Genomic DNA, 26,829 nt, shown 5'->3' with positions numbered 1-26,829 from the left:
TGCACTGTTGAGGCCAAGAGCCGTGTCGTCACCTTTTCATACGGCAGTAAAACTGGACGAGTTGGAATGAAGCACTGTTCGCAGGTTTCGAAGCGTTTTTATTCGAGTTCCGGTTTCGCGTTCAATGCGTTCAATGCGTTTAGTGGTGTCAGAGAAACTCATGGCCTTGACCTTTTCGATTAAATGTTCCGAGCCACGCTGCAGCATATTTATCGTGCCGATAATGTCGGCATCCAATGCTGTCACCTCATCCTCGGTAAGATCAATTGCGCTGGTTGCTATTTCACTCAAGAGATCGAGGGTATCCGGAATGACCTTGATGGCCGGCCCGACGTAGGGGATCTTGCCCGCCCCTGCCAGCGCCAATTCCTTGCCAGCTACGATAGCGCCCTGTTTGATCTCTTGCCGTCCTGCGGGTTTGAGCGGGTTGTAAGTAGCCAAAGACTTAATGTTAACCACGGGGCCTTGTTCTGCTTCTGTTTGCTTGATCAGCTTGTCTCCTTTCAATCGATCCGGTTGCAGGCTGATGGCGGTGTTCAAACCGGTATGTTTGCCGATTGCTTTCGTAGTTTTACTCACGGTTTTTCCGACCACGAAACCAAGTGCCCCGCCGATCAGCATTCCGAGAGGGCCGCCGGGGATTCCCAGTGTTACCCCGGCCGCGCTCAAGCCTATGCCAACCGCGTTGGATGCACCCTTTTCCGCAAGGAAAAAACCTGTTCTTTTCGCTGTTGATACTCTGCTGTTGGTCTCGGAACGATGGTTGAGTATTTGAGTGGTGACATCCCTGACCGCCAGATCGACGGCTGAAAGCAGCTCGTTATGGAAGGCCAGTTTCTTCTGCATACGCTCTCTGGGAGTGTTTCCGGTAATAAATGCCAGAACTCCTCCGGTAGACGATTGGGCTTCCTCCGTTTTGTTGCCTGTCGAATCGAAGTAAGTCACGGGGTTGTTGAGCACAAAACCGTACAGATTCAACCCATCGATATCGCCCGCCGGATCCGCACTGACCCAGCGTTGCAACCAAGGTGCGTAATAGCGTGCGCCGTAGTAATACATACCGCTGAGGTCCATCTCTTTGCCCGAATAGCGAATGAACTTGTAGCTGACTTCAATTTTCGAGGGCGCGGTCAACCACGCCGTGGCACCGAACGGGTAGTAACCTTCCTCGCTGACCAGTTGTGCCTGTTGGTCGAGTTCCATCACGCAGGAACCGAGGTGATCTTCGAGGCTGTAACGCAATTGATCGGTGTCGGTGCCTTTGGGTTTTCTCTCTGCCCAATGCAGGCAGCGGGCATTGCCGAGGGTGATGACGTGCAGTTCTTCACCGTTGTCGCGGGTGCGGATTTCCAGGCCCGGCAGGTAGCGCACCTGATGAAAGTGTTCGGCAGTGGGGGTATGAAATTCGTGGCGTTTGTACACGCGCACACCCTGACTGTAGCGGTAACACTCGGCATCATTCGGTCCGCCTTCGCGCTGGATCAGGATCACGCTTTCCAGCTCGTCGCGGGCATTCCAGAGCAGCGGTTTGCCGGGGTGCATCGCCTTTTGATTTCCGTGGCGATCGAACAGATCGTCGAACACCGGTTCCGGTGCGCCTGTTTTCCAGGGCACCCCGCGATTACTGTTCAGGTCGATGCGCATTTGCCGGGTGGAGTTGTGGCCCTCTCTGACATGGCACAGTTCGATCAGGTTGCCACCGTTATCGTATTGATAGGTCTGGGTGTAGTTGAGGCGATCGCCAGGGGTGCCCGGTTGCGGCAGGCCGGGAATGTCCGGCGGCGGGGCGTCGTCGTAACCGGTGGCGCTGGTCAGTCGGTAGAGCGAGTCGTAAGTGAAATCGCGGTGACCGTCGATCAGCTGGTTGGCGAAGTAGCGCGGCTGAAAAGTGTGGTCTTCGATGCGGGTGATGTTGCCGACAGGGTCGTAAAAATATTCGAAATCCTGCAGCACAGCGCCGCTGCCCTTGCGACTGGACTGGGTGTGCAAGCGGCCGTCGGCCAGGTCGTACGTCCACTGACTGCGCACCTGGTTGCCGGCCAGTTGTTCGATGATCTGGTCGGCGGCGTTGTACTGCGCGTCGAGCAGCACCGCGTGCCAATCGGTCTTGTCGTTGATTTGCAGGTGCGTTTGCCTGAGCTGTCCGGCCAGACCGTAGCGCAACTGTTGTCGGTGTCCGCTGGCGTCAGTCTGCTCCTGCACGAGGCCGAGGGGGCTGAAGACGCGGCGGGTGGTGAAGGCCTTGGCGTCGTGGAAGGTACGGGTTTCTTCCAATGGCTCGCCGATCAGGGCAAAGCTGGTCATGTGCAGGGTGCCGCCGGGGTCTGTCTGTTCGAGGAGCTGGCCGCGCAAGTTGTGCAGCGCATCGGCGCCAGCGTCGCCGTATATGAAGGTTTCGACGTCAGCGATGCCATTTTCTTCAACTGTCAGCCTGCGCAATTGCTCGTCGAAAGTCATGACCCAGTGATGCCAGCGCGCGTCCCAACGCTGAAGCGACTCGCCGGCCAGCCCTGGCAGCACCACACGCCAGCCGCTATCCACGCTGTCGATAAGCACCGCATTGCCATTCAACGAATAAACAGTTGCCGTGTTAGCCATGGGCAAGCGCGGGTCCCGTTGCGTGATCAGACGCCCGGCTGAATCGTGTTCCTGGCAGGTCACCAGGGGGCTTGACGTGTTACCTGTCACGCTACACAAGTACGCTACCTTGCGGACTGGCAGGCCTCGTCCGTCATTCACTGTCAGGGAGGGCGTGCGTGAATGCATGGTTTCAGTGACCGTTTTTAAACTTGGTGAGGAGGGGGTTCCCCGGCTTTTTTGATGCCAGATGCCGTTGTCTTGCTTTGTACAGATTGTCAGTGGTCCCCATCTCTCTGTATCGCGCAAGTCCGGCCTGAGCCTGTGCGATGTTGGCGAGCACAGCTCGGTTTTTCTGTTGCAAGCCAGCGCGCGTAATGACGGCCAGCGTTTCGCTGGAAGTATTGCCATTGACATTCGGCAGCACATTGGCAGGCGAAACACTGTCAACGCCCAATGCGTCAAAAGCTTTTTCCGCCCATGCAGACCGTTGTTCAATGGCCGCTTTCCAGTCGCTGAGCATTTTTTCGATCTTTTCAATTTTCACCGGGTCAAGCCGGTTCTTGATGTCTTGTGCTTCCTGCGCCCGACTTCCCATGTTAAGTGCGCCGGGAATGATCCCCACCACTGTTCCGAATACTCTGTTCATTAAAAATGCTGGGCTGAATAACGAATTGAGTGTCGGATGCAGCACTTCGCTCTTGAAGTCTTTCCATGAGTTGATTTCCTTGACGGGGGCCTCGATCCCCAGGCTTTGATCAATCGCGCTGACGGACATCTGCGAGGTTTGCGGGATCAAAGGCCCGACTTGCAGGCCGATAGAGTTTGCCACCGGCTCAACGATGGCCCCGGCGACATCACCCCCGATGTTGCCACCGACCAACGATGAAGGTTTCAACACGTTCGGTGCCACTTCAAGTGCTGGAATCATGGTGTCAAATTGGGCACCGCCCAAAGATCCACCTTCATAGCCGACAATCCCTCTGACGATTTCTCCCCCCAGATTCACTGCCATGTTCAGTGCAACATTTTGATTGATGATGTTGTGCAGTTGCCCCAATACTTCCTCGGAGTGTCCTTCTACGGCGGAAGCAAACGCCGAATACAGCATGATCACGCTTTCTGCCCGCGTGTTCCCGTCCGGATCGATAAAACCGATCGGGTTATTCCCCACGAATGCATATAAATTCAGACCGTCCGCCTGCTCGGCGTCGGTGCTGATCCAGCGTTGCAACCACGGTGCGTAATACCGTGCGCCGTAGTAATACAGCCCGCTGACGTCCATCTCCTTGCCCGAGTAGCGAATGAACCTGTAACTCACTTCAAGCGCTGAGTGAGCGGCCATCCATGCGGTTTCGCCGAACGGGTAATAACCTTCCTGACTGATCAGTTGCGCCTGTTGATCCAGCTCCATCACACAGGAACCAAGGTGGTCTTCAAGGCTGTAGCGCAGTTGATCAGCGTCGATGCCTTTGGGTTTTTTCGCCAGCCAATACAGGTAGCGCGCATTGCCGACGCTGATCACGTGCAGTTCTTCGCCATTGTCACGAGTGCGAATTTCCAGCCCCGGCAAGTAACGCACCTGATGGAAATGTTCGACGTTGGCGGCCAGATAGTCGTGGCGTTTGAACACCCGCATACCCTGGCTGTATTCGTAGCGTTCGGCGTCACTGTTGTGGTTGTCGCGGGCCAGCAGAATCACCTGTTCCAGTTCGTCGCGGGCATTCCAGCTCAGGGGCCTGCCCAAGTAAATGGCTTGCAGGTTGCCGTGGCGGTCGAACAGTTTGTCGAACTCCGGTTCCGCATCCTCCGGTTTCCAGCGCACCCCGCGATTGCTGTTCGGGTCGATGCGCATCAGCCGGGTGTAGTTGTTACCGGCACGCACATGGCACAGTTCGATCAGGTTGCCGCCATGATCGTATTGGTACGTCTGGCTGTAGTTGAGGCGATTGCCTGGGTCGCTCGGGTGCGGCAGGCCGGGAATGTCCGAGGGCGGGGCGTCGTCGTAACCGGTGGCGCTGGTCAGTCGGTAGAGCGAGTCGTAAGTGAAGTCGCGATGGCCGTCGATAAGCTGGTTGGCGAAGTGTCGCGGTTGAAATGCGTGGTCTTCGATGCGGGTGATGTTGCCGACGGGGTCGTAAAAATATTCGAAATCCTGCAGGACAGCGCCACTGTCCTTGCGACTGGACTGGGTGTGCAAACGGCCGTCCGCCGGGTCGTAGGTCCACTGACTGCGCAGCTGATTGCCGGCCAGTTGGTCGATGATCTGATCGGCGGCGTTGTACTCTGCATCCAGCAGCACCGCCTGCCAGTCGGTCTTGCCGTTGATTTGCAGGTGCGTTTGCTTGAGCTGCCCGGCCAGACCGTAGCGCGACTGTTGTCGATGACCGCCGGCGTCGGTCTGCTCGAGCGTCGCGCCGAGCGGGCTGAACCGTCGCTGGCTGGTGAACGCCTGGCCATCGCTAAAGGTGCGGGTTTCTGTCAGCGGCTGGCCGGTGAGGGCGAAGCTGTCGGTGCGCAATAAACCCGAACGGTCCTGCTGTTCCAGCAACTGGCCGCGCTGATTGTGCCCCGCGTCAGCCGTGGCATCGGCGTAGCTGAAAGTGTCGACATCCTCTCCGTTTTCCGCGACCTCCACCACGCGCAGTTGCTCATCGAAGGTCGTGCGCCAATGCGCGTGGCGCGCGTCCCAGCGTTGCAGTGGCTCACCGGCCAGCCCCGGCAAGTTGAAACGCCAGCCGGCGTCGACACTGGCAGATTTCAGCAGCGCCCCGGCCAGGCTGTGGACCGAGGTCAGAGACGGCACCGAGAGACGCGGATCCCATTGCTCGACCAACCGTCCTGCGTGGTCGTGATATTGGCGGGTAACCAGGGCAGTAGCGGTGTCATCGGCCACCGCACGCAGGTACGCCACCTGTCGCACCGGCAAACCACGCGCATCGCTGACGGCAAGCGCTGGCGTACGTCGATGCAGGTTGGCGATCATGACCGCTGTACCTTTGGCGGTGGTGGCGGCTCGGCGGTGTCATTGAAATCTTCGCTGGCGCGATACCACGGGTGGTAGGTCTCGCGGGAGAAGTCACCCTTGGCGTTGACCAGCCTGGTCTGGCGCCCCAACGCGTCGTAGAACACCTGATCAAAGTAGCCCAGCTCGCGCAGTGACTGGTCGTTGACGTAGCGGTGGATATTGGCAAAAAACGGCCGGAACTGACGCACCGGCAAGCCTTTGTTGTTGTATTCGACACGCTCGCTGATGCGCCAGCGCGGATTGGCATCGACTTGTTTGAATTGACCATCCTCGACGATCAGCGAGCCATCGTCGCTTACGGCATAGGCCATGCCCGGATCAACCCGTTGCTGGGTTTGCAGGGGCCGGCCAAAGCCATCGACGCAAGCTTTGATGATCTGGATCTGCGCATCTGTCGCAACGTCGGGGTAGCGGTCGGCACTGAGGATGACGCTGTGCACCGGTTCGCGATGCACCGTGCTGATGACCTCGTGCAGGGCTTGCTCAGCAGGTGTCAGTGCGCTGCTGCGCTGTGCGAGTCGCCGCCGTGCGCTGGCCCTGATGTGGCCGCTGGGCAAGAGATCCCTCCGAGCGATCCATTCGCGGGTTGTCCGGCTGTCATTGGTCACCTGTCCCATCCAGCTGAACAGATCCTTGCGCAAGGTGGTGGCGGCTTCCTGCACGGCTTTTCCCGGGTTGGCGATGGCCGTCTCCGGGCGCCGGTCTTCTGGAACTCTGTACTCTTCCAGCGGGCTGAAGCCGGCAGGCTGGCCGTTCTCTGTGCCGTGAAAGCTGCTGGCAATTGGCTGGCCGGAAGGCTCGTAGATCGCTTCCTGAACGTTGTCATTGGCGTCGAATATCTTTAGCGGTTGCAGCGCGTGGTAGTCGTACTCGATGCGCGTGGTACAGCCATCCGGCAGCACCACGAGCGTCACGGCCAGCGCGTGAGCGTCGTATTCGGCGCGGGTGTAGCCGTGGCTGAGGGTTTCGCGATAACGCTGTACTTTGTAGAAACCGTCGAGGCCAGCGTATTCGGCATAGCCGAAATTGGCCGACCACAGGTCGTGCTCCGTACCGCCCAATGGATTCACCCAGAACAGAAACGGCATCGGCAGATATCCGATCTTTCGCAGTTCGTCCCGCACGTTGATTGGAGGGCGCACTTCGCTGTAAGCGTCCAGCGCGGTCTTGTCCAGTTGTGCGATTTCCAGTGGGCCGGCCAGGGCTTCGAACCCGGCAACACCGTCTTCCAGTTGCTTGCCATCGGTACCCAGGTAACGCTGCACGGACTGTGTCGTCAGCACGCGTTCGGCATTCCAGTGCGCCGAATCCTCATGCGCCATCAGGCATTCACAAGACACCTGCTCTGCGTCGAGCCCTGTGGGCAAAATGCCTTTTGGCAAGACCAGCGCGTTATCTCGCTGTTGATAAGGCAAACCCAGACGCCAATGCTGCAAGTCCTTGTCCAGCTCGATGAACGCTGAACGGCTTTCGTTCAGGTAGAACGATTGCTGCGCCGGGTCATGAGCGTCGAGCCACCATTGTTGTTCATCGGTATCGTCGAATGGCGGCAAATCCTCTTCGGTAAGCTGCCGGGCGTAGCTCACCCTCATTGTGTGCGTCGGCTGACCGTACGCGCTCCAGCGCAGATTCAGCTCTTTGCGACACAGAGGGTCATCGACAAAGCGGTCGTACTGACAGCTGATTTTTTCCACCACCAGCGGCAGTAATACGGCAGCGGCACAAGCACCTTGCGGGCGCACTTCGCGCACCTGATAACGCCATTCTTCGACCACATAAGGCGTGGCAATCCCGGGGCTGTCCACCTCTGCGTCGGCATAGGTTTCACTGCGGATTACCGCGCCGGCCAGCGCCCGGGAAATCTGGTACCGGGTATCGTCATCGTGCGCCGGGATGATTTCATCAACGTCGTCGTCTGGGTGATGCCGGCTGAACAGAGTGTTGCCGAGGGGGACCGCTTGTGTGTCCTGATTGAAGTAGCCGGTGCGCGGCCGGTCCATCGATTGTCCGGTGTGAAACCAGGTATACACCCGCACCGGTTCGCTGAAGCCGACGTCATCAGCGCCGCTGGCGCTCTCACTGTCGGTTTGCTGCAACTGGCCGAAACCGCGGAACTCACGATCACGGCTGTCGTAGAAACCTTCCCGCCAGGTGAACGTCTGCGTCAGGCAATTGCCGGTGATTTCATCCAGTTGCTGTTGTTTCTTCACCACCGTCACCGGGAACGGCAGGTGGCAAACCGGCAAACGCTTGAGGGTGAGCAAACGGCGTTTTTCATCCAGCCATTCCTGCGCCGAACTGCGGTAGATCACGCGGGTACTGCAGCCCATGTTGTTGTTACTGCTGGTCAACAGATACGGTTTGGCCGAGACAAAATCGTAGCGCCAGTGCTGCGGCTGCATGTGCGTGAGCGTCAGGATCAGGCTGGCACAACCCAGGCCCTGCAGATCGGCAAAACTCACCTGGCTGAAACGGTCGTAACGTACGCCGTCGGGCCACGGCACGCTGATCGGCGTCTGCTCCAGGCCGTTGCCACCATGGTTCAGGTAGATATCGAAAGTGTCTGAATTCAGGTAAATCAGCGATGCGGCTCCGGAGCCGTCGAGGTCGGCAAGGCGTACGCGTGACGAATCGAATTGCGCGTAGTTGAAGGGTAGTTCGCTGATCTTGCGACCTTGGCCAAAGCGGCCGTGACCGAGGTTCGGCCAGCAGCGGATTTCATCGTGGCGTATCCGGCACAGCTCGGGCATGTCGCTGCCGAGAAGATTGCCCAGCAGCACCAGTTCTGTCGGAGAATTGCTGAATACCGGCAAGCGGTCGTCGTCGGGTTTGTGCGGCACCTCCTCAGGCGCGGCGAAACCTTGTTCGCGCTGGTTGGCATACAGCCGTACCGAATTCGGTCCGATCAAGGCCAGGCTGCTCAAGCCGTCACCGCTCAGGTCGCCAAGTGTCGAGAGGGCGGAGAAGAACTCCGGCGGGAAATGGCCGAAGGCAACAAAATCGTCAAACTGACGCTCTGCGGTGAATGTGCGAAAGCCGCTGCTGCCTGGTTGCGCGCTGACCCAGTCGAGTCGGCCGTCACCGGTAAGATCGGTCAACAGTTGCTGTACCGGACGGCTGCGATCGGCGACCGGAATCTTCTGCAAAGCGGTCCAGGGTCCATAACCGATTTCATCGCCGCCCGTCGTCGCGCGCAGCGGTTCGCGGTAATACCAACTCTGGTCATAACGGCAAAGAAACCCCGGCACGCCTTCGCCGAAGAGATCGACGCATTGATAGAAATTGTTGTCTTCGATGCCCGGCTGCACATCGGACTCGAAGAGTTGAAGCGGTTTTTTATTGATATCGAAGGTGGCGTAGTCGAACTCGATCGGCGGTGTGTTCTCGACAACGCCGTTGGCATCGAACGCCTGATAGTGCGCCGCGCTGATCTGGCTGTAGGTCCATTGCGCGACGTTTTGCGGTTGGTGATATTCCAGCAGCAGGCGGCGTACCAGTTTCGGTTTCTCGGTTTTTTCCCTGGAGAAGTGATGAAACAGCAACGCCTGCTGGCAAAGTCTGCGCGTGCCCAGTTCAAAGCCCCGACCATGGGTTGAAAAGCGGTCGGGGCGGACTGTCCAGTGGTTCGGGGGGGAGCCGTCATAGGCCGGGATATCGGTCAGCGACGTACTGCGCTCGCCGTAATCGAACAGCAGGTGGAAGTGCCAGTCCAGGTCTGTGGGATTCTCTGTTTTCCAGCTGTACAGATCGCTGCTGGCGGTGAAGTTGCCATAGCACACGCGGCACAGATAACGCTGGGCGCGGTAGTCATGTGTCGGGTCAGGATCCTGATCATCGGCCTTGTACTCAAAGCAGATATGTTCGCCACGGGCGTTCATGCTTTCGCCGATCAGCCACGCGGCGACGCGTCCAGGTGCATCGGGATCGGCGAGCCTGGTCGCTGCGGTTTTGCCGTAAATGTGCAGTGAACCATCGGCGCCATGTATCAGCCAGAACACCGGTGGATCTGCTTCTCTGGTCTGGCGCTGCCAGCGCTCACGCAAAGCAAAGTCGCCTTCGACTTGCGGCCAGTAACGCACCACTTTGTGCGGACCGATGTCGACGCCGTTGTAGCTGTTGGCATCACGTGATTTGAGTTCGCCATTTTCGTCCAGCTCCGGCATCCATACTTCGCCATCTACGCCGATGATTTCGTCGTGCTCGGTATAACGCGGCACGCCTTTGTTGGTGCGGCGGCTGATCTGACCCACGCCACTCAGATTCCACGAAAGGCCGAACGGACCGTTGCCGCTCTGACTGCTGTAGTTCAAGGAAAACTGTGGGTCCCAGCCTCGCCCGGCGGATGTTGGAATCGGCAGTTCGAACGCTGCCGCTCCGGTCGGGCCCACAGCGCCCCAGCTTTTGCCGATGGTGGCGATCGATGCGCTTTTGGCGATGGAGGGCTTGGTGATGCTCAGTTCTTGTTGCTCGGCCATGGTCGAATCCATTGCGCAGAAGGTGGGCGTGAATGGACTGACGCTAACAAGAACCGCGATTAAATGAACCTGTCAGATCTGACAGGTGCGCAAGATCATTTTGTGTGCATTGACGACGTTTTTATCGCGATCGGTTTGCACAAACAAAAACGGCCGGATCATCCAAGGGATGAACCGGCCGTTTTTATGAGGGCGAAGGGCTTACCGCACTTCTACCGCCAGGCTTTCGCTGATCTTCTGTTGCCAGATCGCAGGACCGGTGATGTGCACCGACTCACCTTTGCTGTCCACCGCAACGGTGACCGGCATGTCCTTGACCTCGAACTCGTAGATCGCTTCCATGCCCAGTTCGGCGAACGCCAGCACCTTGGACTTCTTGATCGCCTGAGCGACCAGGTAAGCAGCGCCGCCGACGGCCATCAAGTACACGGCTTTGTTGTCCTTGATCGCTTCGATCGCGGTCGGGCCGCGCTCGGATTTGCCGATCATGCCCAACAGGCCGGTTTGCTCAAGGATCTGACGAGTGAACTTGTCCATCCGCGTCGCGGTGGTCGGGCCCGCCGGGCCAACCACTTCGTCACCGACCGGATCAACCGGGCCGACGTAGTAGATGAAGCGACCTTTCAGATCCACCGGCAGGGTTTCACCTTTGTTGAGCATCTCGACCATGCGCTTGTGCGCGGCGTCGCGACCGGTGAGCATTTTGCCGTTGAGCAGGACGGTTTCGCCCGGCTTCCAGCTCTGCACGTCTTCCGGGGTCAGGGTGTCGAGGTTGACGCGACGGGCCGACGGGCCGGCTTCCCAGACGATTTCCGGGTAAGCGTCCAGCGGTGGCGCTTCCAGCGAGGCCGGGCCGGAACCGTCGAGCACGAAGTGTGCGTGACGGGTGGCGGCGCAGTTCGGGATCATGCACACCGGCAGCGAGGCGGCGTGGGTCGGGTAGTCCATGATCTTCACGTCGAGCACGGTGGTCAGGCCACCGAGGCCCTGGGCGCCGATGCCCAACTGGTTGACCTTCTCGAACAGCTCCAGACGCATTTCTTCGATGCGGTTCTGTGGGCCACGGGCCTTCAGCTCGTGAATGTCGATGGATTCCATCAACACTTCCTTGGCCATGACCGCAGCTTTCTCGGCGGTGCCGCCGATGCCGATGCCGAGCATACCCGGTGGGCACCAGCCGGCGCCCATGGTCGGAACGGTCTTCAGTACCCAGTCGACGATCGAGTCGGACGGGTTGAGCATGGCCATTTTCGACTTGTTCTCGGAGCCGCCGCCCTTGGCCGCCACGTCCACTTCCACGGTGTTGCCCGGGACGATGGAGTAGTGAATCACGGCAGGGGTGTTGTCCTTGGTGTTTTTGCGAGCGCCCGCCGGGTCGGCGAGGATCGAGGCACGCAGGACGTTTTCCGGCAGGTTGTAGGCGCGACGTACGCCTTCGTTGATCATGTCGTCCAGGCCCATGGTGGCGCCATCCCAACGCACGTCCATGCCGACGCGCACGAACACGGTAACGATACCGGTGTCCTGGCAGATCGGGCGGTGGCCGGTGGCGCACATGCGCGAGTTGATCAGGATCTGCGCCATCGAGTCACGGGCCGCTGGCGATTCTTCGCGCAGGTAGGCTTCGTGCATCGCCTGGATGAAATCCACGGGGTGGTAATAGGAAATGAACTGCAGGGCGTCGGCAACGCTCTGAATCAGGTCGTCTTGCTTGATCACGGTCATGAGTCGCGCTCCTCTAAAAGACGGGAACATTTTAATAGGGCAGCTTTGAGCTTCTAGCTTCGAGCGGCAAGTTGGAGCAGTACGCGGACTGTTCGAGCTTGCGGCTTGGAGCTTGCAACTTGAAGCTGGCCCTTTGGGCCGGGCACGCCGGGGCTGCTGGCGCGACGCTAAAAAGGCGCGGCAGTATACCGCGCCTCGATGGGGCGTACACGCGCCGGCAGTCATTCGTTGGTCGCATGGGTGGGCGAAAATCGGCCAGCGGGTTTGCACTTCAAGAGCTACTCCCTCACCCCAGCCCTCTCCCCCAAGGGGGGCGAGGGGGAAAGGGAGCCGATTTTCGTGGTATTCAAAAACTCGGTTCGGCTGAGGAAAAGGGAGCTGATTTGTGCCGTTTGCAAACCAGAGTTCGACGTGATGCTTCAGGTCGGTGTAGCTCGGAAAAACAACTCGGTCAGTCCCCTCTCCCTCCGGGAGAGGGCTAGGGTGAGGGGCTTTTGACGGTATACGCAGGCCACACTTTTGACGTCAATTTTCGAGCCCGAAAATCGGTGGTCATTTATCGACTGGGCCTCTAAAGTGGCAGCCGGTCTGTAGAGTAGGACACTCGGTCAGCCTCTTATCGCACGGTGAGTCAACGATTGACCCATAACGCCATTCAACGTCTTTTGCTCAAACGCTTTGCCCTCGCTGCGGCCACCTATGGATTGGCTTTGCTGCTGCTGTGGCTGGCGTTTTTCACGGGGCATTACGAGCAGTCCCTGACTTCTGTCGCCGTTGGCAGTGCGCTGGTCGTCATCAGCCAGTCGGCGCTGTTCGCGCTGTTCTGGAGCGGGCGCAACCTGCGCTTTGCCGATCCCAGCCTGACCGAAGTGCAGGTGCTGCTCGGCCTCGGCTGGCAGACCTGGCTGATCGCCCATCTGGGTGAAGCCCGCGGTGCCTTTCTGGTGTTCTACGTGCTGATCCTGCTGTTCGGCCTGTTCCACCTCAGCCGACGGGCTTTCGTGCGTTGCGCACTGCTGGTGTTCTTCAGTTTCTGCGCAATCACGCTGTGGGACGGCTACCACTTCCGCTTGCGCGAACCGGCGCTCGCAGCCTTGCAGGTGTGCATTCTGGCGATGGTGCTGGCGTGGCTGGTGCTTTACGCGCGTTTCGTCCAGGTTTCTCGACAACGCCAGCGTCAACGCCGGTTTGCCTTGCAGGCGCATCAGGACACCCTGCGCGGGATGATGCGGCAGCTCGAAGATCTGGTCGCCACCGATGAGTTGACCGGGTTGTTCAATCGTCGGCATTTTCTGCGTCTGGCCACGCGAGAGCTGAACGAAATGGACGACGATATCGTGCATGGTCTGGCGCTGATCGACCTCGACCACTTCAAACGCATCAACGACCTGCACGGCCATGCGGCGGGCGATCAGGTGCTGCAGGCCTTCGCCGGCGTCGCACAGGCATGCCTGCGCGACGGCGATGTGCTGGCGCGTTATGGTGGTGAGGAATTCGTCGTGCTGCTGCCCGATTGCGACGCCGAACGGCTGACCGCTTGCTGCGAGCGTCTGCGCATCGCCTTCACCGACGTCGAACTGGTAGGCCTGAATGTGCGCAACCTCAGCCTGTCCGCCGGCATGACGCTGCTGGCGTTGGGCGATGATCTGGACGACGCCTTGCAGCGCGCCGATCAGGCCTTGTATCGGGCCAAGCGTGACGGGCGCAATCGTTGTGCGGCCGCATGGGAGAACGTCGATGCCTGAACTTCGCGTCGGTGAACGACAGTGGTCAGTAACCACGGGCAGCAATCTGCTCGATGCCCTTAATCAGAACGGTGTGGCGGTGCCTTACAGCTGCCGCGCCGGCAGTTGCCATGCCTGTCTGGTGCAATGTGTGCAAGGCCTGCCCGCGGACAATCGCCCGGACGCCTTGAGCGCCGAACAGCGTCAGCAAGGCTGGCGCCTGGCGTGTCAGTGTCAGGTGATCGAAGACTTGCAGGTGCACACCTTCGACCCGATCACCGACGGTCGCCCGGCGGTGGTCGAAGCGCTGGACTGGCTCAGCGACAACGTCCTGCGCCTGCGCCTGACTCCGCAGCGGCCGTTGCGCTACAGCGCCGGGCAACATCTGGTGTTGTGGATCAATCACATTGCCCGGCCGTATTCGCTGGCAAGCCTGCCGGAAGAAGACCGTTTTCTCGAATTTCACCTCGATTGCCGTCAGCCCGGCGAATTCAGCGATGCTGCGCGGCGTTTGCAGATCGGCGACCCGATCCGGCTTGGCGAACTGCGCGGCGGCGCCTTGCACTACGACCCGGACTGGCACAGTCGCCCACTATGGCTACTGGCCGCCGGTACGGGTTTAGGCCCATTGTTCGGCGTGCTGCGCGAAGCCCTGCGCCAGGATCACCAAGGCGCGATCCGCGTCATTCACGTCGCCCATGACGATCACGAGCACTATCTGGCCAAACCCCTTGCCGCACTGGCCGCGCAGCGCGAAAACCTCAGCGTCGAGTTGTGGACGGCGGCCGAGTCAGCCGCCGCTTTGGCGCAACTGCGCCTTGTTTCCCGGCAAACCCTGGCCTTAGTCTGCGGCTCGACGGCCAGTGTCGACGCTTTCGCAAGGCGTCTGTACCTGGCCGGACTGCCGCGCAATCAACTGCTGGCCGACGTATTTTTGAGCCGTGGTTGAGCGCTGAATTTCCGACGCGAGACACGCCATGACCGAAGCCATTCTGCTGGAACGCGAACGCGGTTTACTGACCCTGCGGCTTAATCGCCCGGACAAGAAAAACGCCCTGACCCGCGCCATGTACAGCCGCCTCGCCGAGGCGCTGAAGCAAGCCGATGGCGATCCTGAGATCAACGCCGTACTGATCACCGGCAGCGCCGAATGCTTCACCGCCGGCAACGACATTGCCGACTTCGTCCAGCAACCGCCGAGCGACCTCGACAGCCCGGTCTTTCACTTCATGCTCAATCTGCTCGAATGCCGCAAACCGGTGATCGCCGCTGTGGCCGGCGCGGCGGTGGGCATTGGCACCACGTTGTTGCTGCATTGCGATCTCGTCTACGTGGCCCGCGATTCGCGATTGCGCATGCCGTTCGTCAATCTTGGTTTGTGCCCGGAGTTCGGTTCGAGCCTGATCCTCCCGCGTTTGCTCGGGCAGGCCAAAGCGGCGGAGCTTCTGTTACTGGGCGAAGGCTTTACCGGTGAACAAGCCGCGGCCTGGGGCATTGCTACGGAGGCGTTGGGCAGCGGCGATGCAGCGTTGCGCAAGGCGCGGGAAGTGGCGTTGCGTTTCGACGAACTGCCGGCTGAGGCAGTGCGTATCAGCAAGCAATTGATGAAGGCGCCGGATCGCGAGTTGATTCGTAAGGTGATCGAGGAGGAGGGCGCATTGTTCACTCAAAGACTGCGCTCGCCGGAAGCGTTGGCGGCGTTGACCGGGTTTATCAAACGGCATTGATAGGTTCGCTGACTGGATTGACGCCATCGCGAGCAGGCTCACTCCTACAGGGGAACGCATTTCAACTGTAGGAGTGAGCCTGCTCGCGATGGCGTCGGATCAGTCGACACATCTCCTGGATCAGAAAACAAAAAAGCCCCGGTACTCACGTATCGGGGCTTCGGTTTTTTAGCGATCAGTCATGGGGTTGCTGTCACCCGATCAGTCCACGGGCAACGCAATACTCACGCCTTCCTGCAACAATGACGTGGCCGAGAAACGTCACTTTGTCCTCGGTGAAACTGGCTGCATCCCGAAGCGCTTGGCCAATGGGGAACATCCGCCAACCCTTGCCGTTCGCGTATGAAGTGTCGAGAGTGCCGTCATCGATGAATCTGGCGACAACATAGCTGGGTGTATCGGATGTCCGTACTAGCCCGAAAACCAGAATTTTTCCATCGGGCTTGATTGACGCGCAATGCCAGATGGTTTGGTATCCGTCCAGTTTGGTCTGCGACGGCTCGCCACCGTTGAACTGGATATTTTTGCTGCCGTCTGCTTCTCGGCTGATCAGCAAACCCGCCACGTCGACACCATAAGTCCTCCCCACGGCAAGAAGGCGCCGGTTGGTTTGCGCGACAAGTTTTTCGATGAGGAAATCCAAGTGATTTTGGTCTGGCGTTACTAGTCGATAACCATGGTCGGCGAATGAGGTGGCGATCTCCCCCGCGTGAGTCAAGCGAGTCAGTAAGGCCGAGACAGAGTTCAGGTCATCATTGTGAACGTGACCTGCCAGTACATAAGAGCCGTCCTGTTTGGCTAACAAATCATTCAACGCTGTGTGGGCAAAATCCGGGTGGGAAATGTGCACGATTCCCTTCTTGCCGAAACTGTCATCCAGAACCCCAGTGGCCGATAGGCGAATAACTGCGGTAGTCGTTTTTTCGAAGCCCCAACCCACCGGTTCATGTAGAAGTATCCGGCCATCTTGCAACACAGTCGAACGGGGATTTTCACCCTGTGTTTGCGCAGCAAACCTGGAAGGCTCGCGTGACTTGCGCAGTAGCTTGCTCTCGTCCTCAAGGTCAATGATGACTTTGCCTTGTTTGCCAAATTCCGGATCCAGGCTGCCGTCGGCATTCAGGCGTACAAGTGCCTTGGACTTTTTCAAGCTACCGTCAAAGAAAATGCCAATCAGGAGCAGCTTTCCATCGTCCAGTGTCACTATTTCGTGAGCGTGCGAATGCGTCATTCCGCCCGTGTCATCATCAAACCGGCCGGTGACGTAACCCGCAGCGCCGAATGATTCATCGAGGTTGCCTCGGGCGTCCAGTTTTACGCAGCAATAGTCAGAACGTCGGGTCGAGCGAAGAACATCTCCGGTGATGTAAGTGGTGCCCAGTTCATCGACGAATAGTCCCCGCATGCTGAATTCCTGATCTTGTGGATCAGGTGTTTTCAAAAAGACCTTGCCATTGTCGCCGAATGCGGGATCCAGTTCGCCTTGTGAAATGCTTGTCTGTGTCTGCTGTAAGTTCATTTATGCATCCTCCCTGACCACGCAATGTGTCCAGTTCTTCGTGAGTGGGTTACGCACCTCAACGTTAACGAGGAAAAAATCAACGGCCTACTGACCCAACTGACAGTCAAACCAATCCAATAGGCATAAAAAAGCCCCGCTGTTATAACAGCGGGGCTTTGTTTTTCAGCGTGTCACTCAGACCTGCGGATCGCCCACGTGCAGGATCTTCATGCCGTTGGTGCCGCCGGTGGTGTGGTAGCTGTCGCCCTTGGTCAGGATGACCCAGTCGCCTTTTTCCACAACGCCGCGCTTGACCAGCTCGTCGATCGCCTTTTGGCTGACTTCGTGCGGTTCCAGCGAAGCCGGGTCGAACGGTACGGTGTACACGCCGCGGAACATGGCTGCGCGCGCCTGGGTTTCACGGTGCGGCGAGAACGCGTAGATCGGCACCGAGGAACGGATGCGCGACATGATCAGCGGGGTGTAGCCACTTTCGGTCAGGGCGATGATCGCTTTGACGCCCGGGAAGTGGTTGGCGGTGTACATGGTCGCCAGTGCGATGCTTTCGTCGCAGCGGGTGAATTCCTTGCCGATGCGGTGGCTGGAGGTTTTACCGGTCGGGTGCTTTTCAGCGCCGACGCAGATGCGCGCCATTGCCTGCACAGCTTCCAGCGGGTACTGGCCAGCGGCGGATTCAGCAGACAGCATCACGGCGTCGGTGTAGTCGAGCACGGCGTTGGCCACGTCGGACACTTCGGCGCGGGTTGGCATCGGGTTCTGGATCATCGACTCCATCATCTGGGTCGCGACGATCACAGCCTTGTTGTGGCGGCGTGCGTGCAGAATGATTTTCTTCTGAATGCCCACCAGTTCGGCATCGCCGATTTCCACACCCAAGTCACCACGGGCAACCATCACCGCGTCGGACGCCTTGATCAGACCGTCGAGGGTTTCGTCGTCGGCCACGGCTTCAGCGCGTTCGATCTTCGCTACCAGCCAGGCAGTACCGCCGGCTTCGTCGCGCAGTTGACGGGCGTATTCCATGTCGGCAGCGTCACGCGGGAAGGACACCGCGAGGTAGTCGACTTCCATTTCTGCGGCGAGCTTGATGTCGGCCTTGTCTTTTTCAGTCAGGGCCGGTGCGGTCAGGCCGCCACCGCGACGGTTGATGCCTTTGTGGTCGGACAGCGGGCCGCCGATGGTCACGGTGCAATGCAATTCTGTTGCGGTGGCGGTATCAACGCGCATCACCACACGGCCGTCGTCGAGCAGCAGCTCGTCGCCCACGCCGCAGTCCTTGACCAGATCCGGGTAGTCGATGCCGACCACTTGCTGGTTGCCTTCGGTCAACGGATGGCTGGTGGAGAAGGTGAACGGGTCACCGATCTTCAGCTCGATCTTCTTGTTGGCGAATTTGGCGATACGGATTTTCGGGCCTTGCAGGTCACCCAGCAGGGCGACGAAGCGACCGTGCTTGGCAGCCAGGTCACGCACCAGCTTCGCGCGAGCCTTGTGCTCGTCGGGGGTGCCGTGGGAGAAGTTCAGACGGGCAACGTCCAGACCAGCCAGAATCAGCTGTTCGAGAACTTCCGGCGAGTTACTGGCCGGGCCAAGGGTAGCGACGATTTTGGTACGACGGACGGACATGCAAAGACTCCTGAGTTCAAGCGCTAGCGAAGGCTACTATGCTCGGAGGGTGTAGTCATTGTTCGTTTGCACTACTTAATGGTTTCTTTATTGAACACGACAACTTTGGGACAAACGCGCCTGAAGATTTCCGACCATGGGTCGATACATTGCTCAAGACAGGAGAACCCTCATGCGATTCGTACCCATTGCCGCCCTTGCCCTCAGCGTCCTCGCCGTCACGGGCTGCACCCGTTGGTCGATGAACCATCATTTGAACAACGCCTACAGCGCCTATGATCGCGGCAATTGCGAGCAGGTCATGCTCGAGCTGTCCAAGGTCGAACGCGCCAGCCGCGCCCGCCCGTATGTGTGGCCGGAAGTGTCGATGATGCGCGGCCAGTGCCTTGAGCGGCAGAAAATGTTTGTCGACGCGGCGCAGACCTACCAGTTCATCATTGCCTCGTACCCCAACAGCGAATACGCCTACCGCGCCCGCGCCCGTCTGGAAACCTTGCAGAGCCTGGGCCACTACCCGACCCGCAGCGCCGCTGCCGTGGTGCGTCCAACCCGTTTCTGATGACAGTTGTCATACAAAATCTGGCCGTGTGTACAAGCTGAGCTATAGTCGAAGAACCCGGATTCAGCGCCACGTTGCTGAATCCGGAGCAACACCTGCGACTGGCAGTTGTAAGGTGACGGCGACGTAGCGACCGTCACACCGGAAGCGGGGAGAGCGGGCCGGCGATACCGGTACGTTCCGAAGCTAAGGTGCGGCTCTGTGATGGAGCCTTGCATGGCGAACTGCGCATGTTTACCGAACGGATCGAACGGCATCAGCTGCCGTACTTCCTCAGAGTGTTCAATACCGTCACCGACAAACCGATCGGCTTTCTGGGTAACGTCTCCGAAGACGGGCTGATGCTGATCAGCCAGTTGCCGATGATGGTGGGCGTGGACTTCCAGCTACGCCTGAAAATCCCCGCCAGCGATGGCTGCCAGCAAGTCATCGACTTCACCGCGTGTTGCGTGTGGTGCCATGAAGACGCCACACCACTGCATTACGACGCCGGGTTCGTTCTGCTGCAACCGCCGGTGGAGTTTGGCCAGTTGGTGCAGGCGCTGCGGCAGTATTTCAGTTTTCAGCCGTTGCCGGCTTCGGCTTGATTCGATAGCGCCAAGTGCTGTGTGGGTATGTATCAAGCGTGCGTTCTCCGCTTGAGTAATTGTTTTCGCTATTGATACCGCGATTTTAATGTCAATAAGTTCTTGTTGACTGTCAGATCTGACAGTGGTCGCTCATCCCGCCATCCCGTAGTTTCGGTGCAAGTTTGCCTAATTGCGCAGGAGCACTGAAATGGACGACGAGATTGGAGAATCCGAGAGTGGGGATGAGCAGAAGAGCGAGAGTAAAGCTCAGACCAACCGCGTACCGGACGAGTCTCTCGCTGATAAGGCCTCCTTCGTCGGTGTGGGCGAGGGCGAACAATATTCCGAAGTGTTTTGGGACAACGCTGTCACCACGACCCTTTATCAGATTCACCCACGCGTGCCGTCCCTGACAACCTTACTGGAATGTCAATACAAGTTTGACAGTGAGCATATTCATGTGAGGACCGTAAAGTACAAGATGACTACCCGCGGTGGGAACCGGGATCGCGCTAATATTGATGTGGTTCTTAAGGCTGGTGGATATGAGCGAAAAAACTCACCGGACACGATGAGGCAAGACGCACAGTGGCATAACTACGTAGTTACCCTGAGCGTGCCACTTGGTACGTATGACGTAGAAGTTTATCTGCAGATGCGTATTCAATATGACGGACCTGATAATGATGTCGAAGATTGGGAGGGTTGGAGTGATAAAATTATTCCTGCACGGACGCCTGTCATACAATCTCCGTTACCAAATACGCTTGTGACAATGCCTTTCCTGGTTAAGGGTAATGGCCATTGGCAGAAGGGGGCGATCCGTATACTTGGTCCGCGTGAAAATATCATTGGTATCGCCGCCCTGAAAGGTGATGGTAATTGGGAAGCTTCCATTTATTTGCCACTGGAGGACATGTCTTTTTATGCCAAGCAGGTTGTTGGCACTGAGATATCGGTTGCTTCCAATGTCGTCACGATACGAAAATCGCAGACTGCGATAACGTCACCCTTGGCAAATACATTGGTGAATCACTCTCAGTTGATTTTCAAGGGAATCCGTAACACGAAAGCAAAAATTTCGGTACAGGACGCGCGCAATAATAATGAAACGTTGACCGCAAGCGATAATTTCAACACCCTCACTTGGGTGCTTCCCCTTAAGTCAGGGAAGTACCTCCCCTCCGGTAACTTTTTAGTTAGAGCGCAAAACGTTTCGGACGGTCAATACTCTTATTCAAACGAGGTGGCCTTGACGATGTTGGGTTTTCCCGCCATCGGCGATTCCGAATTTGTGCAAGAGGCGACGTTCGACCTTGAAGGCGATAATGGATTGCCTGGTGCCAAGGTCGAAGTTTTTGAGGATCTGACCCGCATCCCATTAGGTGTAAGTGACGTGCTGGCAAACGGTAATTGGCTCGTCAAGTTGAAAGGCTTGAAACCGGGTCCGCTCTCTCTTGTTGCTGAACAGACGCTCGTAGGTCTCTATTCCGAGTCAATCAAGGCCCATGCTTTCCGCATTCGTCCTCCCGAACTTGAAACGCCAAAGTTCGAATTTCCTGTCGCAGAAACAGTGCAGTTCTCCGGCACCGGCCACTACGACTCGAGACTCGCCACGCGGATCCGGTTCATCGTCAAAAGTTACCCAGACGTCACGCCACCGGATACGCCTTCCATCGTCACCGTGCGAAACGATGGTTCTTGGGACGTAACAGCAACAGGCTGGGGGCTGGGCAAGTATACAGTCCAGGTTGTGCAGGAGATCGCGGACAACGACAGTGGCTGGATCGAGTCGCAGCCCCGTGAATTCACGATCAACAACGACATGCCGCCTGTCACCGATGTGGATTACACCAAGGACTACCAGCCAACTTTCAGCGGCAAAGGTTACAACGGGGCTACCGTCTCGCTCAAAGACTCGGGCGCAAACGAAATTGCACCAAGCGTGGAGGTCCGCAATGGCCAATGGTCGAGCCGGGCACTGGAGCCATGGGGGCCAACCAACCAGCGGAAAGTTCACATTACCCAGAGTCTGGGGGACCATTCATCAAAACCACCCTGTGAATTGCTCGTGTCGATACCGCCCCTGCCACCAACGGTGGAGAAACCACCTGAGGAAGGCTTGAAACCAATGTTTCGTGGCACTTGTATAGAGGGCGCCACGGTGAGCATCACCTTTAGCGGTAACAACACTTTCTATTCCGGGATTGTGGTCAAAGGCACATGGACGTTCCAGCGTCCTGTGGCGTTCCCCGCTGATATTGCCCAAACGATCCTCGTCACCCAGAAATTTGTCGAGCAGCCCTCGGATCCGCAGTCCAGAGATTTCACGGTTTATCCGGTCATGCTCAAACCGGTCATCACCCACCCGGCCGAGAGTGATGTAGGGGCGGATGTGGATATCAAAGGCAACGACGGCGTGAGCGGGGCCACGATGCAGTTGTACGAGGCGCAGTTTCAACAAAAAGTGGGAGATCCGCTGCTCTTGGGCGAGGACGGTGAATGGGAAATTCGACTGACCGGTTTGAAATTCGGCCCGTTCACGATCTACGCGAAACAGGAGCGCAATGGGCGTTCGTCCGAAGAAAGTGAACGTCGTAGCTTCAACGTGATGGTGCCGACGCCGAAAATCACTACGCCAGGTGCAGACGGCAAGCTAACTCGCACGGAGATACTTCGAGGCACTGGTCTGCCTTCCGCGCGGGTCGAGATCTGGTTCGAGGGGGCTGACGAACCGTGGTTGAGCGATATTCCAGTGAGCGCAGGTCGTCTTTGGCAAGGAACAGTGACGCAGCCTGTGGGCACCTACACGATCCGCGCCCGGCAACTTTTTACAGACGGTAACGTTACACACAAGTCCAACTTCACGGAAAGTCTGACCTACGACGTGACCCCGGCAGCGCCTACTATCGAGACCCCGATCGAAGGCGAACACGTCGGCCGGAAGGTGGTCGTGTCAGGTTTCGGTATTCCGGGTGACACCGTTACGGCGATGTTGGGGATCGCCTCGAATAGCGCGCTCGTGCAGGAGGATCGAACCTGGTCGGTCGCAGTGGAGGCTCAGGCTGACGGCAACCTGGTTCTGGAGGTGAGAGCAATGCTTGATGGCTTCGAGTCGGAACCTGCCACGAGCAGTGTCGTGGCGGGCGTGTACTTGCCCATCATCACGGAGCCGGCAGAAGGGCGTTGGGTGCATGATCCGGTGGTCTTTGCCGGCACGGGCGAGGAAGGCATCGGGCAAGTCACGAGCTGGTTCAACACGGAGTTGAAATGGACGCCGTTGCTGACCGTTGAAGCAAAGCAGTGGCGTGGCGCATCCGGGGAAGTTCTGCGACCCGGCGGTAATTGGTGCCGGTTCCGGCAAACTCTCACACTGGGCACAAGGTTGTCTGATTGGGCGAACAGTGCACGCTTCGAAGTCATGCCGATTCCCGGCGCGATATCCAGTCGAAAAGATCCGACGAGCGGTTAATAAACCTGTCAGTTCTGACAGTAGACGTCTAAGGCAATTCAGCGCCAAATCGATCTGAACAAATGGGCTGCCTGACCACTATGTCGGGCAGTTCAGGCCAGCTCTCGCCTCAAGGAATCTGATCATGGCTGATCCGCGCCGTCCCGGTCTGCAACTCTACGAACAGTTGTTTCCCGATGAGACATACGCTCAAGACGCTGGTTTGCAACAGCTCAAAACCTACCTGAAAGACGGCGGTTCAATTTTGCCGTTGGTGGAAAAAGGCGTGGCGCACCTGAGTAGCAAATATCAACTGACCCAGACGGACGCCCAACAGTTTTTGCGGCGTGCCAACAGCATGGCCACGTACCTGAGCCGTGAGTATATCGAGGAGCAACTGCGCGATGGCGATGGCGTGTCCGGGCCCTCGAGTGGATTGTTGTCAATGGGAGTTGGTCCGCAATATGAGCGGCTGTTTCAGACCGGCTTCAACAAATTGGCACCACCGGACTCTTTGGAGTCCCTCATATCCCCGGTGGCCTACCTGATCTTTTTATTGCTCTGGATTCAAGACCGCATCGAGCCTGCAGCGGACGAGTCGAGCTTCCCGCTTAAAGGGCGTCGTGCTGATCTGATGGACCTGTCCGTGGATTTCAATGCAGTGTTCCGGTCGGTGTCCGCGGTGGACATCATTGTCTCGGTGCTTGAGCGTTTCATTACGGAACATCCGATAGGAGAACCGCCGAGAAAGACAATCGAAGAGGTTTTGATTGACGCACGTTACCCCAATGGTCTGCCTTACTATCAACACTGGGTCACCCTTGACGGAGTTGCGCAACTCAACAACTTGTCAGTGGGTGATTTTGCGCACACGGTTCAGTTGGCCTACCCCTATTTTTTGAAAACCGAGACCTGGTTCGATGATGCCGAACGTGCGCTGGCGCATTCCTCGCGATTTGGACCGTATCAACGCACCGTGTTAACGGAACCTGCTGTCAAGTTTGCGGACCTTAGCGCGTTTTATCGGGATAACTACGGTGAAGACATAGAGGAGGGGCCGGGGGCGTATCAGAATCTGAGTCAGATCCCGCACTTCGCTGAACGCACAAAGCTAGACACACTGGCGATTGAACGTTTGCTTTCCGTTCGCGATTTTGCACCGCAGCTTTCGCCCAATTTCAAGTACGTTGAAGATACGTCCACGCAGCCGGAAAGCGGACGATCGGGGTCGATTTACATCAATGCCAATACTTACCCAGGCGTAAGTATCACCCTTGCGGATGATGACGTTCCAGCGGCAATCCATCGGTTGTCCATTGTCGCCAGCGATGAGGCGGGGCTTGCCGCCTTCGACCGAATGAACCGCATGGTGCGCCTGTGCAACTGGATGGAACTGCCCAGTGATCAGGTAGACGCCTTGCTGGCTGCAGCGATCAGGGCGGAAGGACGCGGCGGTGCGGATAACACGCAATGGTGGATAACTGACAATGTCGTACACGCCCTCGGGCTGTTCCAGACGTTGCGCGAACGCTACAACTGCACGGCGGCGGACTTCGCGGTGTTCATCGACCAGTTGGGCATCTACGGGCGCGGCGAAGCGTTATCGCAATTCGATCAGGTGTTCAACCGTCAAGCCAGCTATGGCGAACCTTTGTTGCTGGATAATGGTGAGTTTCCGGTGATACCCGCACCGGGCGAGGTCAATCTGACTATCAGCCAATTGTGCAGTGGCCTGGGGATTGATACGCAGACTTACCAGTATCTGGCTTCGCAAGTGGCCAAGGCTCACAACATCAGTGACAACAAGTTCAAGCGCAGCCTGCCGATTCTTTCCAGCTTTTATCGACTGGTGCGCTTGTCCCGATTGCTGAGCATCACCCCGGTCGAAGGCGTGCTGATGCTGCTGCTGACGGGTGGAGAAGACTGGCTCAATGGTCTGGCCGGTATTCCGAAAATCGACTCGACCGACAGCAAGACAGCGGACGTTCTGAACATTATCGACGCCCTGCAATCGTGTGTGCGGTGGTGCGAGCAAAGTAACTTGCCGGTGCTGTGGGTGTTGCAACACGCGGCAGCCCCTCAACCTGCCCGCGAGGCGTCCGAGCAAGACCGGCAACTGTTTGAGCAGATACGCAATCTGCTGCCGACGGCGCAGTTTTCCAATGCGGCCGTTCTGATGGCCGGTTTGCCGCCTGCCGGTGCCGCCAGCTGGCTGGACTTTCTGGTGGCGAATCCCGATGGGTTGAAGGATGTTGTCGATGTCGATGGGTTAGTGCTGGCGCCGAAAGGGACGCTCGAACAGTACCTGATTGATGCGCAGAAAAGGGTGGAGTGGGCCATTGATCAAGCGCTCGGTTCCCTGGAGCCAGAGTTGCGCACAAGTCTGGCCAACACCCTGTTGAAAGTGCTGCTGGATGCCAGGGATGCCCAGGTGTCATTGGTCAAGGAAACCCTGGCGGTTTATGCCGGAATCGGACCGGATCAGGCAATCCCGGTGCTGAACTGGGCCAACAAAACGGTTTACCAGTTTTTGCGCGAGGTGAAAACACGTATCGATTCGAGCACCGAGCAATCCAGCCGCACCCCGGATTCCGATGTGTTGCTTTTGCTGTTGGCCGACGTTCGGCGTCGCAGCGAGGTGGTTGCAACGCTGGGTCTGAGTGCAGTCCTGCTGCAGGATTATCTGGATTACGGTTACCGCGCCTGGATGGGGCAGACCAGCCAATATGCACTCACGATCAATACGCTTTACCACCTGACCACGCTTACCCGGGCATTCAGTATGAGCTCGCTGCCGGCGCAAAAGCTGCTCGACTACCTGCGCGAAGTCAACTCGCTGGAAACCTTCCTCGGCGAGCATGCGCAGCGGCTGGCGCATCAGGCTTCTACTATCCGATTGGCCGAGTTTTTCGACTGGAGCGTGCAGGAGGTGCGTGAATGCATCAATCGCATGGATTCAGAGCGACCGATTCTGAGCAATCTCAGCCAACTGGCTCTGCTTATCCGCGTTCGTGAGATGTCGGCGAAAACCGGGATGGACGCGCTGACAATTTTCCTGATGGGCGATTTGTCTGAAGAGGTCGACACGAAGGCCTATGCCGATGCCGCCGAGTTGGCCTTGCTCAGCCAATCCGAAGCGCGTGCGCCGCTTGCTCAAGTGCCGGGGGATCTGCGGCAACTTGTGACGATGAGTGTCGCTGTGAGCCCCACCGAGATTGTCGCCGGTTCCGGCGAAACCGCTACTTACACGGTCAAGCTCACAGATCCGACAGGTCCCGAACCAAAACCCTTGAGTGGCATCCGGGTGCATTTTCGCGCCAGCCTGGGCGATATCCGAACCGGCCATACCAATTACGACGGAGTGCTCGAGGCCATCTACACGCCTGGCACCAGAATGGGGGAGGACGTACCTGTTTTCTGGCTGGACCTGTTCGAACCTGAAAATGCCTCGAAGATCATCCTCACCTCCGACGAGAAGACTCTGGAATTTGTACTGAAACTGAAGTCGCCGGTGCCATCGGGCGTCGTCGCACGGGGCCAGGAAGTCGAGCTCTACGCCACGTTGATGGATCGTTTTAACAACCTTGGTGCAAACGAGCTGGTGAACTGGTTTGTCGAAAGGGGGGCAGGAGAAACAGCCAGGGTGATTCTCAGGGGACAACAGGACCTTACCAATCAGGAAGGGCTCACGCGGGTGTTCGTTTCCAGCGACACAGGGGGCACATTCGCGCTGAGTGTGCTTAGCCAGCGTAGCAAGCAAAAAGCGATCTTCGATGAGATTACGTTCGAGGGGGGGGGGGCGACCAACGTGAGATGACCTCCATCCACCGTCTATTCCCATCGAGG

Annotated in this window: 13 protein-coding genes; 7 read left to right on the top strand and 6 right to left on the bottom strand. The window is 58.0% G+C overall.

What is annotated here, in order from left to right:
- Positions 1-36: 36 nt before the first annotated feature.
- From QOM10_RS23055 to QOM10_RS23040, 4 genes are all read right to left on the bottom strand, one after another.
- Positions 37-2,598 carry an RHS repeat-associated core domain-containing protein gene (locus QOM10_RS23055; protein ID WP_316917007.1) on the bottom strand — a complete coding sequence of 854 codons (2,562 nt, stop codon included), beginning with the start codon at positions 2,596-2,598 and terminating at the stop codon, positions 37-39.
- Positions 2,599-2,770: 172 nt separating this feature from the next.
- Positions 2,771-5,563, bottom strand: coding sequence for an RHS repeat-associated core domain-containing protein (locus QOM10_RS23050; protein WP_316917006.1), 2,793 nt, complete (start codon positions 5,561-5,563; stop codon positions 2,771-2,773).
- Positions 5,560-10,080: a SpvB/TcaC N-terminal domain-containing protein gene (locus QOM10_RS23045; protein ID WP_316917005.1), complete on the bottom strand. Its 4,521-nt coding sequence runs from the start codon at positions 10,078-10,080 to the stop codon at positions 5,560-5,562. Before QOM10_RS23045 ends, QOM10_RS23050 begins: the two co-directional genes overlap by 4 nt.
- Before the next feature lie 201 nt (positions 10,081-10,281).
- On the bottom strand, positions 10,282-11,805 hold the full coding sequence (locus tag QOM10_RS23040) for a fumarate hydratase (protein ID WP_127929551.1): 1,524 nt from the start codon (positions 11,803-11,805) through the stop codon (positions 10,282-10,284).
- 638 nt (positions 11,806-12,443) lie between these two features.
- On the opposite strand from QOM10_RS23040, the gene QOM10_RS23035 reads away from it, so the two are divergent.
- The 3 genes from QOM10_RS23035 to QOM10_RS23025 are packed head-to-tail and all read left to right on the top strand — an operon-like array spanning position 12,444 to position 15,256.
- Positions 12,444-13,550: a sensor domain-containing diguanylate cyclase gene (locus tag QOM10_RS23035; protein ID WP_127929550.1), complete on the top strand. Its 1,107-nt coding sequence runs from the start codon at positions 12,444-12,446 to the stop codon at positions 13,548-13,550.
- Positions 13,543-14,478: an iron-sulfur-binding ferredoxin reductase gene (locus QOM10_RS23030; protein WP_316917004.1), complete on the top strand. Its 936-nt coding sequence runs from the start codon at positions 13,543-13,545 to the stop codon at positions 14,476-14,478. The genes QOM10_RS23035 and QOM10_RS23030 overlap by 8 nt, the downstream gene beginning before the upstream one ends.
- A gap of 28 nt (positions 14,479-14,506) precedes the next feature.
- Complete coding sequence (locus QOM10_RS23025; RefSeq protein ID WP_316917003.1) at positions 14,507-15,256, top strand: enoyl-CoA hydratase-related protein; 750 nt, start codon at positions 14,507-14,509, stop codon at positions 15,254-15,256.
- Positions 15,257-15,449: 193 nt separating this feature from the next.
- Here QOM10_RS23025 and QOM10_RS23020 read toward each other — a convergent pair whose 3' ends face one another.
- Complete coding sequence (locus QOM10_RS23020) at positions 15,450-16,775, bottom strand: delta-60 repeat domain-containing protein (RefSeq protein ID WP_316917002.1); 1,326 nt, start codon at positions 16,773-16,775, stop codon at positions 15,450-15,452.
- Between the two features lie 177 nt (positions 16,776-16,952).
- Positions 16,953-18,404, bottom strand: a complete 1,452-nt coding sequence (gene pyk / locus QOM10_RS23015) for a pyruvate kinase (RefSeq protein ID WP_127929545.1) — start codon at positions 18,402-18,404, stop codon at positions 16,953-16,955.
- A gap of 172 nt (positions 18,405-18,576) precedes the next feature.
- Here pyk and QOM10_RS23010 point away from each other — a divergent pair, with 172 nt between their 5' ends.
- From QOM10_RS23010 to QOM10_RS22995, 4 genes are all read left to right on the top strand, one after another.
- Positions 18,577-18,963, top strand: a complete 387-nt coding sequence (locus QOM10_RS23010) for a tetratricopeptide repeat protein (RefSeq protein WP_007951249.1) — start codon at positions 18,577-18,579, stop codon at positions 18,961-18,963.
- Between the two features lie 230 nt (positions 18,964-19,193).
- Positions 19,194-19,550 (top strand): PilZ domain-containing protein, encoded by a 357-nt coding sequence (locus tag QOM10_RS23005; protein WP_127929544.1) that lies wholly within the window; start codon positions 19,194-19,196, stop codon positions 19,548-19,550.
- A gap of 190 nt (positions 19,551-19,740) precedes the next feature.
- Positions 19,741-23,004, top strand: coding sequence for a hypothetical protein (locus QOM10_RS23000; protein WP_316917001.1), 3,264 nt, complete (start codon positions 19,741-19,743; stop codon positions 23,002-23,004).
- Between the two features lie 124 nt (positions 23,005-23,128).
- Positions 23,129-26,800: a Tc toxin subunit A gene (locus tag QOM10_RS22995; protein WP_316917000.1), complete on the top strand. Its 3,672-nt coding sequence runs from the start codon at positions 23,129-23,131 to the stop codon at positions 26,798-26,800.
- The last annotated feature ends 29 nt before the right edge of the window (positions 26,801-26,829 follow it).

The organism is Pseudomonas sp. P108 (assembly GCF_032613195.1).
Taxonomy (GTDB): Bacteria; Pseudomonadota; Gammaproteobacteria; order Pseudomonadales; family Pseudomonadaceae; genus Aquipseudomonas.
Note: the sequence above shows the minus strand (reverse complement) of the source record. Positions and strands in the feature narration are given on the sequence as shown.

Excerpts from the sequence above, each read along its gene's own strand:
- QOM10_RS23055 (WP_316917007.1), bottom strand. The coding sequence starts at position 2,598 with ATGGCTAACACGGCAACTGTTTATTCGTTGAATGGCAATGCGGTGCTT.
- QOM10_RS23050 (WP_316917006.1), bottom strand. The coding sequence starts at position 5,563 with ATGATCGCCAACCTGCATCGACGTACGCCAGCGCTTGCCGTCAGCGAT.
- QOM10_RS23045 (WP_316917005.1), bottom strand. The coding sequence starts at position 10,080 with ATGGCCGAGCAACAAGAACTGAGCATCACCAAGCCCTCCATCGCCAAA.
- QOM10_RS23040 (WP_127929551.1), bottom strand. The coding sequence starts at position 11,805 with ATGACCGTGATCAAGCAAGACGACCTGATTCAGAGCGTTGCCGACGCC.
- QOM10_RS23030 (WP_316917004.1), top strand. The coding sequence starts at position 13,543 with ATGCCTGAACTTCGCGTCGGTGAACGACAGTGGTCAGTAACCACGGGC.
- QOM10_RS23025 (WP_316917003.1), top strand. The coding sequence starts at position 14,507 with ATGACCGAAGCCATTCTGCTGGAACGCGAACGCGGTTTACTGACCCTG.
- QOM10_RS23020 (WP_316917002.1), bottom strand. The coding sequence starts at position 16,775 with ATGAACTTACAGCAGACACAGACAAGCATTTCACAAGGCGAACTGGAT.
- pyk (WP_127929545.1), bottom strand. The coding sequence starts at position 18,404 with ATGTCCGTCCGTCGTACCAAAATCGTCGCTACCCTTGGCCCGGCCAGT.
- QOM10_RS23010 (WP_007951249.1), top strand. The coding sequence starts at position 18,577 with ATGCGATTCGTACCCATTGCCGCCCTTGCCCTCAGCGTCCTCGCCGTC.
- QOM10_RS23005 (WP_127929544.1), top strand. The coding sequence starts at position 19,194 with ATGTTTACCGAACGGATCGAACGGCATCAGCTGCCGTACTTCCTCAGA.
- QOM10_RS23000 (WP_316917001.1), top strand. The coding sequence starts at position 19,741 with ATGGACGACGAGATTGGAGAATCCGAGAGTGGGGATGAGCAGAAGAGC.
- QOM10_RS22995 (WP_316917000.1), top strand. The coding sequence starts at position 23,129 with ATGGCTGATCCGCGCCGTCCCGGTCTGCAACTCTACGAACAGTTGTTT.